Annotated in this window: 10 protein-coding genes; 6 read left to right on the top strand and 4 right to left on the bottom strand. The window is 57.9% G+C overall.

The window, feature by feature from the left end; translation table 11 throughout:
• Positions 1-205 precede the first annotated feature (205 nt).
• Both GSQ94_RS10295 and GSQ94_RS10290 read right to left on the bottom strand, forming a co-directional pair.
• Positions 206-1,210 (bottom strand): phospholipase D-like domain-containing protein, encoded by a 1,005-nt coding sequence (locus tag GSQ94_RS10295; protein WP_158943707.1) that lies wholly within the window; start codon positions 1,208-1,210, stop codon positions 206-208.
• A gap of 42 nt (positions 1,211-1,252) precedes the next feature.
• The gene (locus tag GSQ94_RS10290; protein WP_158943705.1) at positions 1,253-3,058 is read right to left on the bottom strand and encodes an ABC transporter ATP-binding protein; all 1,806 of its coding nucleotides are present in this window, start codon (positions 3,056-3,058) and stop codon (positions 1,253-1,255) included.
• A gap of 542 nt (positions 3,059-3,600) precedes the next feature.
• On the opposite strand from GSQ94_RS10290, the gene eutC reads away from it, so the two are divergent.
• On the top strand, positions 3,601-4,380 hold the full coding sequence (eutC, locus tag GSQ94_RS10285) for an ethanolamine ammonia-lyase subunit EutC (protein WP_158943703.1): 780 nt from the start codon (positions 3,601-3,603) through the stop codon (positions 4,378-4,380).
• 69 nt (positions 4,381-4,449) lie between these two features.
• On the opposite strand, the gene GSQ94_RS10280 is transcribed toward eutC, so the two are convergent.
• Together GSQ94_RS10280 and dcp are read right to left on the bottom strand one after the other, a co-directional pair.
• Positions 4,450-8,376 carry a TonB-dependent receptor gene (locus tag GSQ94_RS10280; protein ID WP_158943701.1) on the bottom strand — a complete coding sequence of 1,309 codons (3,927 nt, stop codon included), beginning with the start codon at positions 8,374-8,376 and terminating at the stop codon, positions 4,450-4,452.
• A 352-nt stretch (positions 8,377-8,728) separates the two neighbouring features.
• Entirely contained in the window at positions 8,729-10,834 is a 2,106-nt protein-coding gene (dcp, locus tag GSQ94_RS10275) for a peptidyl-dipeptidase Dcp (protein WP_158943699.1), read from the bottom strand.
• Positions 10,835-11,199: 365 nt separating this feature from the next.
• On the opposite strand from dcp, the gene GSQ94_RS10270 reads away from it, so the two are divergent.
• The 5 genes from GSQ94_RS10270 to GSQ94_RS21380 form a co-directional block, all read left to right on the top strand.
• Positions 11,200-11,589 (top strand): YidH family protein, encoded by a 390-nt coding sequence (locus tag GSQ94_RS10270; protein ID WP_158943697.1) that lies wholly within the window; start codon positions 11,200-11,202, stop codon positions 11,587-11,589.
• A gap of 241 nt (positions 11,590-11,830) precedes the next feature.
• Positions 11,831-12,127: a DUF503 domain-containing protein gene (locus GSQ94_RS10265; protein ID WP_158943695.1), complete on the top strand. Its 297-nt coding sequence runs from the start codon at positions 11,831-11,833 to the stop codon at positions 12,125-12,127.
• Between the two features lie 108 nt (positions 12,128-12,235).
• Entirely contained in the window at positions 12,236-12,649 is a 414-nt protein-coding gene (gene rbfA, locus GSQ94_RS10260; RefSeq protein ID WP_158943693.1) for a 30S ribosome-binding factor RbfA, read from the top strand.
• Positions 12,646-13,644 carry a bifunctional oligoribonuclease/PAP phosphatase NrnA gene (locus GSQ94_RS10255; protein WP_158943691.1) on the top strand — a complete coding sequence of 333 codons (999 nt, stop codon included), beginning with the start codon at positions 12,646-12,648 and terminating at the stop codon, positions 13,642-13,644. The genes rbfA and GSQ94_RS10255 overlap by 4 nt, the downstream gene beginning before the upstream one ends.
• 26 nt (positions 13,645-13,670) lie before the next feature.
• Positions 13,671-14,509 (top strand): glycosyltransferase family 39 protein (locus GSQ94_RS21380; RefSeq protein ID WP_254063784.1); only part of this gene is annotated, 839 nt, incomplete at its 3' end.

Here is a 14,509-nt window from a genome sequence, read left to right as displayed (position 1 = left end):
GTCATTCCGCAGCGAAGCGGAGGAATCTGCTGTTGCCCTTGCTGTTGTTTGTTTTAATCCCACCCGCTACAAAGAATCGTCATCTCGACCGAAGCTGTTCACAGCCTCATCGTGAATAGCGCAGTGGAGAGACCCCCGCATTTCGCCGCCACCGCAAAAAAATCCCAAAGCAAATCGCAACCTCGCCACCAGTCCTGAGATAACCTCAGCACTTCTTCCCACTCTTCCGCGTCTCCAGCGCCAGATCCTCCGCAACATTGGGATCGTACCCCTCCAACTCCGCCATCAACCCCTCATCGCTCAAATCCAGCTTCTTCGAGTTCTCCCAGTCATGCCGTACGGTCGCGCACAGTCGCTCGATAATATGCTCATCCCTCACCTCGATCGCCAGTTCCCTCCTACTGTCGAAGCTCCCCGGAGCAAGATTGATCGATCCAATAATGGCGCGCTCGTCATCGGCTAGCAGCAGCTTCGCATGCAGCTTGATGTGCTTTAGCTTGTGAATCTTCACCCCGATGTCTTCAAGCACCCTCAACCCGCTAACACCCTCAATCAGTTTGTCCTTCTTCAGCTTGTGCGGAGGCCGCGCCATCAGATGAATCTTCACCCCACGCTGATTCGCCCTCACCAGGTGCTCGATGATCGTCGGATCCTGGTACCGCTCATTCTGCAGCCACAGCGAATGCTTCGCCTCATCGATCAGCTGCCCCAGCCGCTGCCGCCCATTGCCGATACACCAGATCAGGTGCGAGTGCTCTCCCGCGTCGAAGTGCTCCCTCTTCCAATCCGCATCGAAGCACGCCATCACCTCCTCGACCTCATGCTTATGCGTCGTCACGATCGCATAGTCCCGAGTCTCCGTAAGGTTCTTCGTCTCCCAGTTCAGCGACTCGACAAACGCCATCCTGTCATCGATCACCATCGACTTCTCATGCGTCAGGTCGAAGCAGGGATTGCTGTCCAGAACCTCAACCCCCGCCTCTGTCAATGTAATCCGGGACTCGTCATTCTCCTTCTCGCCATCCCGTCTCTCCGGGTTCAGCATCACCCGCACCTTCACCCCGCGCTGATGCGCCGCCACCACCGCCTGCAGCAGGCTCGGATCAGAAAACACAAACATCTTCACCCGGATCGAATCCTTCGCCCCATGGATGGCGTTCAGAATCGGTTGAGCAGAATCATCAGGCAAAACAATAATCGACCGCGACATAATCTCTTCCTTCAACCAGAATTTCCGCACCCGTGCTGTACCTCACGCCATTACCTTATCCAACCCGGCATCGAACTGCGTCCTGTGCAGAGCCGCATAGATTCCATTCAACGTCATCAACTCGTCATGCGTTCCATTCTCCGCCACCACGCCCCCGTTGATCACAAGAATCTTGTTCGCATCCCGAATCGTACTCAATCGATGCGCAATCGCGATCACCGTCCGCCCCTCCATCAACTTCTCCAGCGCATCGATCACCAGCTTCTCCGACTCGCTATCGAGCGCTGCCGTAGGCTCATCCAGCAGCAGAATCGGACTGTTCCGCACCATCACCCGCGCAATCCCGATCCTCTGCCTCTGCCCGCCGGACAGCGTCGATCCCCGCTCCCCCACCATCGTCTCGTATCCCAGCGGCATCTTCATAATGAACTCATCCGCATTCGCCAGCTTCGCCGCCGCCACCACCTCTTCCTTCGTAGCCTCCGGCCGTCCAAACGCAATATTCTCCAGGATCGTCCCGCGAAACAGCACTGTATCCTGCAGCACGTACCCGATCTTATCGCGCAACGACTTCAACTTGTAGCCGCGCACATCTTCGCCATCGATCTTCACCACACCCGACTGAACATCGTAGAACCGCGGAATCAGACTCACCACCGTCGACTTCCCACTCCCCGTCGGCCCCACGATCCCCACAAACTGGCCCGCCCCAATCTTGAAGCTCACATCCGTCAAAATCGGAGACGCCGAATCGTACCCAAACGCCGCATGCTCAAACTCGATCTCCCCCGCAACTGTCTCCGGCGCAAGCCCATCTGCCCTCTCCGGAATAATCGTATCCGTCTCTAGAATCTCGCGAACCCGCTCCGCTCCCACCGCCGCCTGCGCCACTGCATTGGTCGTCGTCGCCAGATCCTTCACCGGCTTGAAGAACTTCGCAAGGTAAGCGAGATACACCGTTAGCTCGCCCACCGTCATCGTCTTCGCCAGAATCAGCGCAGCCCCGCGCCACAGCACCACCGCGGTACACAGCGCCACCGTAATCGTCACCACCGGCGACAGCAGCGCCTTAACGCTTCTCGCCTTCAACGCCGCGCTTACCGTCGCCTGGCTCACCAACTCCAACTGCGCCTGCTCCGTCTCCTCCTGTCCAAACGCCATCACCGCCTGAATCGACTCCAACCCCTGTTGCACCACGGCGACAATCTCGCTCTGCTCCCGGCGCACCTCACGTGTCGCCTTCTTCACCGCCTTCTTGAACCGCGAAACAAACAGCAGCAGAAACGGCGTCACCCCCACCGCAATCAGCGTAAAGTCCCAGTTCAGCCAGAACATCAGCCCCAGCATGCAGACGATCGTCAGCAAATCCACCACGATATTCAGCGTCGAAGACGAAGCAAACCCCTCGATCGTCTGAATATCGGAAGTAATCGTACTCAGAATCGTTCCCGTCGCATGCGTGTTGTAGTACCCCAGCGAAAGCCGCTGCAGATGCTCGTACATCTTCATGCGCAGATCATGCGCCACCCACTGCCCCACACTCTCCGTGTAGTAGTTGTCGATATACGAAGCCACCGCGCCTAGCAGCGAAATCACCACAAACGCCAGCGCAGCCAACCCCGCCACGTGCAGCCTTGACTCATGCAGCCTCGCCCCGTTCTCGAGCAATGGCCCAATCAAACGATGCAGCCACGGCGCCATCTTGTGGTCGCCCACCACATTATCCAGGATCACCTTCAGCGGCCACGGCGTCGCCAGGCTCATCACCGTCTCGACAAGCATCGCCAGAAAAATACCTACCAGCGTGCCGCGATAAGGACGAATTAGACTTCCAATAAATCGCAACATGAGAAGTTTCCGTTCAAAGCCAACATCAACGCGAGTACTAAACTAGAAATACCCATTCCACTACTGTGCGGCCACTCCTGAAGTCGTCATCCTGACCTTGAACTTGTCGAGGCGGAAGAATCCGCTTTTGTCATTCTTGTTGTCATCCCCGAAGTGGATCTGCCGTTGCTCTTGCCGTTGCTCTTGCCGTTGCTCTTGCCGTTGCTCTTGCCGTTGCTCTTGCCGTTGCTCTTGCTGTTGCTGTTGCCTGTCCTTTTGTTGTCATCCCGTAGGGATCTGCGGTTGCTTTGCGGTTGCCGCACCCACTGCGGCAACCGTTCTTGTTCTTGTTGTCATCCACTACTAGTACAGTTGCCGTACAACATCACAAGCCCCTCCAAGCAGAACCAGTAGAAATCAAGCGCATCTCCTCAACAAGCCCTGTTTCATCAAGCCTCATGTAGACCATCATCCTACCCGAACCTCCAAACCGACCAGCGCACGCCATCTTTACGTACACTGGCATTCATCGTTACTCAAATCCCCGGCAACTCACGACCACAATGCCCAACCGCGAACCCGAAGAAACCGAGACAATCCGCCCCGAGATACAGGCCACAATCCCCGTTCCCTCTCTGCGCACCTACACCCCTGCTCGGGTCTCCCTCCGCCGCACCGGCGTAAGCCTTTGCACCTCGGAGATCCTCGACTTCCAGCTAGCCCACGCCCAGGCACGCGACGCCGTCCACGCCGCACTCGACACAAACCTCCTCGCCCATCGTCTGCGTACCGAAATCCCCACCCTCACCGTGCCGATCCTCACTCTCGCCAGCGCCGCACCCGACCGCGCCACCTACCTCCGCCGCCCCGACCTCGGCCGCACCCTATCCCCCGCCGCTCTCCTGCAACCATCCCCATGCGAGATCGTCATCGTCATCGCCGACGGCCTCTCTGCCACCGCCATCGAGCACCATGCCGTCCCTCTCCTCAGCGCACTCCTCCCCCAACTCCCCGCAGCGCTTGGCCCCCTCTGCATCGTCACCCAGGCCCGCGTAGCTATCGCCGATCAGATAGGCTCCCTCCTCCGCGCCCGCCTCTCTCTCATCCTCATCGGCGAGCGCCCCGGTCTCAGCTCCCCCGACTCGCTTGGCGCCTACATCACCTGGAACCCAAGCCCAGGACGTACCGACGCCGACCGCAACTGCATCTCCAACATCCGCAGCGCAGGTCTCGACTACGTCACCGCCGCCACCCGCATCGCCTTCTACTGCCGCGAAGCACTCCGCCTCCAGCTCACCGGCACCGCGCTCAAAGAGACTACTCAGCCTCTCCTGAACACGTAAGCGCAACAAAAAAGGTGGCCCACGCTCATAACGCAGGCCACCTCATCGACTCACGAACTACTGCAAACCCTAGAACAGGAACCGCAACGCCATCTGTATCTGCCGAGGGCTCCCGATAGTGTGCTGCACAGTACCCAGCCCACTCGGACAGTTATAGAAGCTACCCGTACCAGGATTACTGGTGCCGCACCCCGTAGGTAGAACCGGTGTTCCCGCCTCCGGGAAACCGTTATAGTTTACATTCTGAGCCACCTCGTTACCAGGTATGTCGAAGCTGCTCGTATTCGTCAGGTTATAAACATCGAACGTGTAGGTAAGACTGTACCGCTCGGTGAACTTCGTCGTCTTCATCAGCGAGGCATCCGCTCGCTTCTGGAAGGCCTGCCGGAAGATGTTCCGCTGACCGGTCGTAAAGTCGGTCTCATAAGGATCCGAAGTTGGAACCCCACCACTCAGCCCACCCGCCTGCAGCAACGGGATCGTAAAGCACGATGCCTTCAATGCATTCAGATTCGGATCGCCGTTCGGATTGAACGCGCCCGAGTGACCCGTATACGCATTCTTCGCCGTACAGCCCGGAGCAAGAGGAACAATGGGATTTGTAATTCCGTTGCTCACCCCGTAATAGATGCTGCCCACTGCACCGCTGAAGTCGATCACGCTATACGGTTGTCCACTCTGCAGAATCGTAAGACCCACCAGCGACCAGCCATTCGTAAAGTAGCTCTCGACGTTATGGCTATGAACAAAATCAGGCAGACGATAGACGTAGGTAAAGTTGATCACGTGCGTCCGGTCGAAGTCAGCCGAAGCATACCCGTCGCGCAGGTTCAGCGGATTGTTGCCGTTATAGAACAAGCCAAGTCCGCTCTGTTCATCCAGCGCATGCGAGTACGTATACGACGCAGCCAACTGCACCCCATGACTCATCCGCTTTTCGATGTGCGCCGTCAGTGCGTTGTACGCATCCACACCGGCTGCCTTGTAATCGATCGACTCCGCAGCGTATCCGACATAAGGTACGCGATGATCGATGTTGCCGCCCTCGTAGTCGAAGTCGTAGCCCGTTCCATCCGGCAGCGTAGCGCCCCCGACGTTATATCCGTACGAATACTTTTCACCGTGAATCGCAGCCGAAGGTGATGCGATTCCCGGCTGGTTGAACGGAACCGGAATCACTTGATGTCTGCCCAGGTTGCCCACATAGCCGATCTCGATTGCAATATCGTTACGTGGCTGCCACTGAATATCCAGCGTGTAGTTGAAGGTATACGGCAGCTTGTTTCCACGGTCATACACGCCAAGCGAAATCGGCTGCCCACCGTCGTTGATGCTGGCGATATTCGGCAGGTAGTTGCTCAGGTCGGACGACTTCGGGTTGCTGGGAGCAGCACTCTTTACATCCGTATAGGGATTGGCAAGATTTCCAGTAGCAGCCGTCGGAGCGCTGATAGGCGGTGCCGTCCCACCACCGCCGCCGCAGGTAGGAATGTAGTAGCTGTAAAGGCTCTGCACCGGGCAGCTCTGCGCCGTCACAAACGGCAGCTGTTGATTGGCCCCAAATGGTCCGCCGGTCACCGTACCGATCGCGTATCCGGGCGAGAAGTAGCTGAAGAGCTCCCCGCGGTCGTAGTACATTCCGAAGCCCGAACGCACTACCACCTTGCTCTTGAAGAACTCAGGCTGCCACGCCGCTCCCAGTCGTGGTCCAATCCCCCACTGCCGACCGGTAAGTGTCGTTGGGCTCACACCGCTGGTCCCGTTCTTGTTGTTGCCCGCGATGATGAAACCGGGATTGACGATCGTATCCGACGTCGCATTGTAGTTATAAAGGTTCGGATCGAAGTTGAAGATGCGTCCGTTCTTCTCCGTCAGCGCGCCATCCCAGTCGTAACGCACCCCCGCCGTCAGCGAGAGTGTCGGCGTGATCTGAAACTTATCCTGAACATAGCTGCCCACTTGGTTCGCGCGGTAGTAGCGGCTCGCATCGCCCTGCAGGAACGAGCTGACATAAAACGAAGTCGAAGAGCTGCCCGGCGTCACATAACCCTGCGCATAAGCGCTCAAATCGTCTGTCGCGACGGTACCCGTGCCCGTACGCTTGTCGATCGTATTCAGCTGCGTATAGCTGTAGTTGGTACCGAACGTGATCGTGTGCTTGCCCAGCGTCCAGATAGCGTTCCCCGCGGGCTGCCAGCGATTCTGGAACGCCCCGGTATTCGGAGCCTGCCCCTCCGCGTTAGGCCCGATATTCAAAATGCCGGAGCTAACCAGCCCGTACTGGCCTGCGGCGCTGCCAAGCACATTCACAATCGACACGCCAGGAAAATAATTCGATCCAAACTCATTGATCGAAACCGTCCCCTGCGAGCCGCCAGGAATCGCGTCCGGCCCGAACGGCTGCTCATTATTCACGTACGTCTTCTCGCGCAAAAAACCTAAGCTCTCCGTCGTGCTTAGGTTCGACTTCACCAGGTACGTATTGATGATGGAGAACACCTGCGCGCCCGAGTCCAGATGTTCGGTAAATCCTGGGACGCTCGAGTAAGCGTAGGGAGCAATCGTCGGATCGTGCTGGTAAAAATACTTCAGCGACAGCGTGTCTTTATTCGAGATGTTGTAGTCGAGATTCGCCACCGCCATATCGGCCTTGAACCGGCCAGTGCCAGGAAGGAACGCGTTGTAAGGGTGCGCAGCAGACAGAGCCGACGACCCGGCATCATTCGGAACCAGCCACTTGCCCGGCTCGCCCGGCAGCGACGGCGAGTTGAACAAAGCCAGCGCCGTCCGGTCAATATTGCCACCGGTAAGACTCGTACCAAACGGCCCGTTGATCAGGGCTGCGAAACCCGCAGCATCGCGATTATTATCGGACAGCCCAACCGGCACGTTGAGAAAGTTATCGCCGATCTCCTGGTCCGATACCTGCAAATGCTGGTACGACACAAAGCCAAACAGCTTGTTCTTGATAATCGGACCGCCGAACGTACCCCCCGCAATATAGCGATGCAACTCAGGATTCTCATCCTTCGGATCATTCGCAAGCAGCGGATTATTCTTGAAGAAGAACGGCGCTGCATTAATCCAGTTCGTTCCGCGGCGCCCATACGCTGTCCCGTGATAAGCATTCGTTCCCGACGCTGTACTCACATCGATGTGTGCCCCTGAAGTAGACCCCTGCTGAGCGTCATACATCGAGGCGTTCACTCGTACCTCTTGAATCGTCTCCGGCGCAGGCGTAGGAATCGCGTTCCCGATCGACAGATACACCGAGGCCACCGTCTGAATCACCCCCGCTCCCCCCTGGGTCGTCGAAGCGCCCGTGCTGTTGACCACCCGCTGTGACCCAACCTGGCTCGTACTCTTGCCGTTGAACAGGCTGCTCGCATCCACACCGTTGATCGTGAAGCTGTTGCTGGTGTCACGCTGTCCGTTCGCCCAAATCGGCAGATTCCCCAGTCCCGACTGCGCTCCGGTGCCGCCCGGCAGCTCCGCGTTCACACCCGGCGACAGAATCGCCAACCCCGTAAAGCTCCCCGTCGGCTGCGGAATCGACTCGATCTGTGCCTTGTCCAGCACATATCCATTCGTCGTATCCACCGCGTTCATCAACGGGCTCGCATCCACGCTCACCACCGTATTCACCGCACCCACGTTCAACTGCGCATTCACCGTCCCCGTGCGATCGCCCTGCACCGGTATCGCATTCATCTTCTGCGTCTGAAAACCTTCCTTCGTAAACGAAAGCGTATACGTCCCGATCGGCAGATTGTTGAAGTCATAAAACCCGTTGCCACCCGCAGTCTGCGTCCGCGTCAACCCCGTCTGGTCCCCCACCACCGTCACCACGGTGCCGGGCAAAATCCCGCCCTGGCCATCGGTCACCACACCCGTCAGGCCACCGAGCGTCTGCTGCCCGAACGCGGGACACACCAGAAGAAAAGCCGCCATCTGGCAAACAAAGACGAGGAAGGAAAGTCGGAAACGCTTGGTCATGATCTCTGGCTCCTGAAGTGCTGCAACGTGAACCCAAAACGAGGCTTTCTCTCTGAACTGGTCGATCAGAAAAGACACAAATGCAGCGATGCAACACGGCAGAACCGCGGTGACGATGCCCTGGCACTGTGAACTCAAGCTTCGGAACAGGTGAAATTCAGTTTGCTGTGTGAACTTGGAATGAAAATCAGCATATCTGAAACTGTCAAAATTGCGAAGAAAATTCGGAGCCGGATAGCGCGCACGACGCGGCCCCAATCCCATCCCGGAACCACACCGTCAAACAAGAAAAACCGCCTGCGACATCATCGCAAGCGGCTCATCTCTTTCGTTTTTATCGCAGCGCGCCGCTCTACTTCGCCGCACCCTTCTCCAACCCGCGATACTTCAGCATCGGCTCGACATTCGGCGCACTGCCCAGCCACGCCTCATACATCTTCGCCAGATCCTCCGTGTTCCCGCGCGACAGCACCATCTTCCGGAACCGGTCGCCATTCGCTCGCGTCAAACCGCCATGATCCTGGAACCACTGGAACGCATCATCATCCAGCATCTCGCTCCACAGATACGCGTAATATCCCGCCGCATATCCACCACCCCAGATGTGCGAAAAGTAGCTCGACCGGTACCGTGGTGGAACATAGCTCAGCGTGAATCCCTTCTTCGCCAGCGCGGCCTTCTCAAACGCATCCGGCTCCTGCAGTCCCTCGCTCACCGGCAGCGAGTGCCACTGCATATCCAGCTCCGCCGCGGCCACCAGCTCCGTCAGCAGATAGCCCTGGTTGAAGTCCGCGGCCTTCTTGATCTTTGTCGCCAACTCCTCTGGCATCGCCGCGCCCGTCTTGTAGTGCTTCGCATAGTGCGCAAACACCGCCGGATACGTTGCCCAATGCTCATTGAACTGCGACGGAAACTCCACAAAGTCCCGCGCCACCGACGTCCCCGACAAGCTCGGATACTCACTATCCGCCAGCATCCCATGCAGCGCATGGCCAAACTCGTGGAACATCGTAATCACGTCGCTGAAGCTGATCAGAGCCGGCTCGCCCGCCGCTGGCTTCGGCAGATTCGCAACGTTATAGATAACCGGCAGCGTTCCCATCAGCTTCGACTGGTCGACGAAGTTGCTCATCCACGCGCCGCCGCTCTTGTTATCGCGCTTATAGTAGTCGCAATAAAACAGCGCCAACGGCTTGCCATCCGCGTCGAAGACCTCGAACACCCGCACATCAGGATTCCAGACAGGAATATCCTTCCGCTCCTTAAAACTCAAACCGTACAACTGGCCCGCGGCATAGAACACGCCATTCTCCAGCACGTTATTCAGCTCGAAGTAAGGCCGCTCCTGGGCTTCATCGATATCGAACTTCGCCTTCCTCACCTGCTCGGAATAAAACTCCCAATCCCACGGCTCAACTGAAAACCCGCCCTTCTGGGAATCAATCACATCCTGAATATCCTTCGCCTCATCCGCCGCATTAGCCACAGCAGGAGCGACCAGCGCATCCATAAACTTCAGCGCATTCTCAGGAGTCTTTGCCATCTGGTCTTCCAGCTTCCAACCCGCATAGCTGTCATGCCCCAGCAGCTTACCCTTCTCCGCGCGCAATTGCGCCAACCTTGCAATCGTCGCCCGGGTATCGTTCGCATCGCCAAGCTCAGTCCGCATCCACGACTTTTCAAACACAGCCTGCCGCGTCGCCCTCACACTCAAAGACGAAAGCACCGGCTGCTGCGTCGTATTCTGCAGCGGCAGCACATACCCATCCATCTTTCGGTCCTTGGCCGCCTGCTCCGCACCGCTCAGATCCGCCGCCGTCAAACCCGCCAGCGCAGCTTTATCGGTCGTCACATACGCCCCATCCTTCGTCGCCGCCAGCACCTTGCTGCGGAACCCGTTCGAAAGCGTCGACTCCTCTGAGTTGAGCTTCTTCAGCTTCTCTTTATCCGCATCCGAGAGGTTCGCCCCTGCATGCACAAAATCCCTGTACCTCACCTCTACCAGCCGCAGACCCTCCGGGCTCAGCTTCAGCGACGCGCGCGCCTCATACACTGCGGCCACACGACGAAACAGCTTCTCATTCAGATAGATCGCATCCCGGTGCGCCGCCAGCTTGGGAGCCAGATCCTCCTGCACTCTCTCCAACTCAGGATTCGTATTCGCTCCCGTAACTCCGCTGAACGCCGCCATCGCCCGCTGAAACAGCGCCCCGGTCTTCTCCATCGCCACAACCGTATTCTCAAACGTAGGAGCAGCGGAGTTATTTGCAATCGCCTCAATCTCCTTCAACTCCTCAGCCATTCCGGCCTCGATCGCCGGCTCATAGTCGCCGTCCTTGATCTTGTCGAAGGGGGGAGCCTCAAAAGGCAGCGTACTCTTCGCATAAAACGGATTCGCCGGCCCAAACGCCGCACTCTTCCCCTGCACCGCAGCACCCAGCGCACTACTCACACTCACCCCGCAAACGCTACCAGTACCATCACTAAACTCGCACGCCGTACCGAAGCCAGCGCAGTCACAAAACGCTCAGTCTCTTTCAATGGGATCTCCCAATCCCAAATTGTAAAAGATTCCCCAACTACCGCGCATTTGCCGTCGCTCATGCCTTTTGTTGTCATCCCCCCAAGGGGATCTGCACTTGAACTTGCCGGTTGCGGTTGCAGTTGCATGCCCTTTTGTTGTCATTCCGCAGCGAAGCGGAGGAATCTGCGGTTGAACTTCCAACATCTTCCCTGTAGCAAACCACCACCACCCCACCACAACCCACCACCCAAAAACCACACCGTCGACACACCAAAAATCATTACCCATACAATCCCACCATGCCCAATCAGACCCCACCCGCCGAGCAAGACCCCCGCGTCTACTTCGCCGCCGAACGAACCTTCCTCGCATGGATCCGCACCGGCCTCGGCCTCATGGGCATCGGCTTCGCCGTCAGCCGCTTCGGTCTCTTCCTCCGCCAGATCACCCTCACCCAATCCCACCCTTCAACTCCCACCACTGGCCTCTCCCTCTGGTCAGGAGTTTCACTGGTCGCCCTCGGGGTGGTGGTCAACCTCGGCGCAGTCTACCGTCACTTCCAACTCATTCAGGAACTCACCTCCGGCACCTGGCGTCCCGGCCGGGTATCCCGCGACGCCGTCATTCTCGGCCTGCTCCTTGCCGCCGCCGGAGTAGCCATGGCGATCTACCTTCTGCTTGTTCGTTGATCAAAGTCTGCTAATCAAAAAAACAACATGCACTTGACAAAACAAGCACCCAGAAACATCAAAGAATTAGAACCAGAAAGGCCAGTCCCTGTAATTGCTAAGCTAAGCTTCCTCTTTTCAATATTTTGCAACTAAGTCATTTAGATGGAATATTTTACAGCGATAAACCACCGCCAAGCTAAACGAAATAAAAGACTTACACGCAAAATACCCTCAAGGGGAGGGGGGAGGTACAAACATCATGCCCATTGCCAAACTCACCATCGAACTCGAAATTGCCCATGCCCAATCCCTCAAAGATCGCCGTCAGGTCGTCCGCTCCATGAAGGATAAGCTTCGCCACAGCTTCAACTTAGCTATAGCCGAGCTCGATGAAGGCCTCGTCTGGAACCGCGCCACTCTAGGCATCGCAGCCATCTCCTCGTCAAACAGCTATCTCACCGGCCAACTCCACCTGATCGACCAGGCTGCTCACCGCATTGCAGCCGCACTGAGCGCAGAAATCACCGACTCGTATGCCGAAATCCTGACCGAATAGACACCATATCGTCGCAATCCACAGGAAATCCGTCACAAACCGTCGTTCGTCGCTAGGTAGATCGCCCCAACTTTGATATCCTCAACCGTTCCACCCAGTCAAAACCCTATGCCCGAGCAGCGCGCCAGAACCTACCACCGCAACCGTGTAGCCAACACCTTCTCCGAAGAGATTGGAGCCATGCTCGAAGGGGAACTCTCCGACCCGCGCATCGCCCCCAGCTATGTCACCGAGGTAGTCCTCGCTCCCGGCGGCAAATCCGCCCGCATCTTCGTAGCCGTCCATGGGAACGAGGAGGAGGAGACCTCCACTCTCGAAGGACTCACCACAGCCCGCGCCTACATCCGCTCTCAGCTCCGGGACCGCATGGGGGTACGCCACGTCCCCGAGCTCACCTTCGCCATCGACCGCTCCGAGAAGATGACCGGACGCATGGACGAGCTTCTCGCCCGCACCCGCAAGCGGGAGCAGAAGCGCGCCGCAGCAGCCCAACCTGCTTCGGAGGCAGCGGCCAAGTCATGACCCCACAAGCCCAGCTCCTTGAGGTCAAACCTCACGTAGCGCAGATTGACGATCTCCTTGCGGCCTTCAGGGCCCATCCTCGCTTCCTCCTTGCCTCTCACACCCGGCCGGACGGCGACGCCATCGGCTCGGTCCTGGCTCTTGCCGAAGTACTCGATCAGCTTGGTTGTCAGGCGGACATCGTCTTCGCCGACCCCATCCCCTCGACCTATAGCACTCTTCCTAACATCAGCCGCATCCACCACACCCCCTCCGCCAACGACGTAGACCCCACTCAAACCACCCCCGCCATCCTCCTCGAGTGCGACGGTATCGCCCGCACCGGCCTCCTCGGACTGGAGGGGCGTACCCTCATCAACATTGACCACCACGCCAGCGGCCGCCCCTTCGGCTCCGTCAACTGGATCGACGAGCACGCCTGTGCCGTTGCCGCCATGGTCTATCACATCGCAGTCGCCGCGAATGTCGAGATTACTCCCTCCATGGCTACCTGCCTGTACGCTGGCATCCTGTCCGACACTGGCACTTTTACCTACTCCAGCACAACCGCCGATACCTTCGCCATGGTCCACCATCTTGCTGCTTGCGGAGCCAGCCCCAGCAAGATAGCTCGCGACATCTACCTCTCCAATCCTGCCAGTAAGATTCGCCTGCTGGGTATCGCCCTCTCCAACTTGCAGTGCGACGACAACCTCGCCTGGACCTGGGTCACCAGCAAAGACATGGACCGCATCGGTGCCATCCCTGAGGACTGCGAGGGGGTAGTCAACTACCTCATCAGTATCGCTGGCGTCGAATCGGCTGTCTTCCTCCGCGAGGTCGCCAATGCTGACCAGTTTCGTCTCAGCATCCGTAGCAAAGGCAAAACTGACGTCGCCCAGATCGCCGAACACTTCGGCGGAGGCGGTCATCGCAACGCCAGTGGATGTACCGTCGATGGCCCCCTTCCAATCGCTTTAGAGAGAATCCTCACCCAGCTCCGGACGGGACTCTGATAGCCTTGTCTTTTTCCTCATAGAAAATGAACGATATTCAACATCCCGCCCTCGCCGGCGCTAGGAATGGCAGCGCAACTGTGATATGGCTCCAGCGGTATCTGAAGCTGCCCTCTGCCGTAACAGTTCGTGAATTTGTCATCCTCTTTGTAGTTACCATCTTTCTTTTACTCTACGGTCTCGTTCCTGTCTTTGGCGGCGATCAACTCGGGCTCGTCGGCGCAGATGAGCCACGCTACGCTCAGATCGCCCGCGAGATGCTCACCGCGCACTCTGAAGCGTGCCATCAGGTCGATGCCAAGATGGTCCCCCGCAGCCTTCACCTGGAAGATATTCGCAACTCCTTCCACTGCATCGTCGGCGGCACGGTTACCCCCATCCTCTACGGCAAGCCCTGGCTCGAAAAGCCCGCCCTCTACTACTGGCGAGCCATGAGCTTCTTCAAGGAGTTCGGCGTATCTGACTGGACCGCCCGTCTCCCGTCTTCCTCCGGTGCCTTAGCCCTCGTCGTCTTGATCTTTTTACACATGCGACGCTTCCGCCCTGGCGGACACCTCGATGCCGCCCTCATCACAGCATCATGCGTCGCCATCGTCAGCTTCGCTCGCGGCGCTTCCACCGATATGCAGCTTGCCGCTCCTTTCTGCATCGGCATGCTCGGCTGGTATGCGTGGTATGAGACAGGCAGAAAGTTCTGGCTCTTTGATCTCTACTTCTTCGGTGCAGCCGCCACCCTCGCGAAGGGCCCCGTTGCTCCATTTCTTGCCCTGGCAATCATCCTTCTTTTTGCTGGTTTACGCCGTGAGTGGTCCGTTCTCCGACGTACTATCTGGATCCCCGGCATCATCCTTTACCTCGTCATGGT

The organism is Granulicella sp. S190 (assembly GCF_009766095.1).
In the GTDB taxonomy this organism is placed as follows: domain Bacteria; phylum Acidobacteriota; class Terriglobia; order Terriglobales; family Acidobacteriaceae; genus Edaphobacter.
The sequence above is the reverse complement of the archived record's forward strand: the minus strand, read 5'-3'. Positions and strand labels throughout refer to the sequence as shown.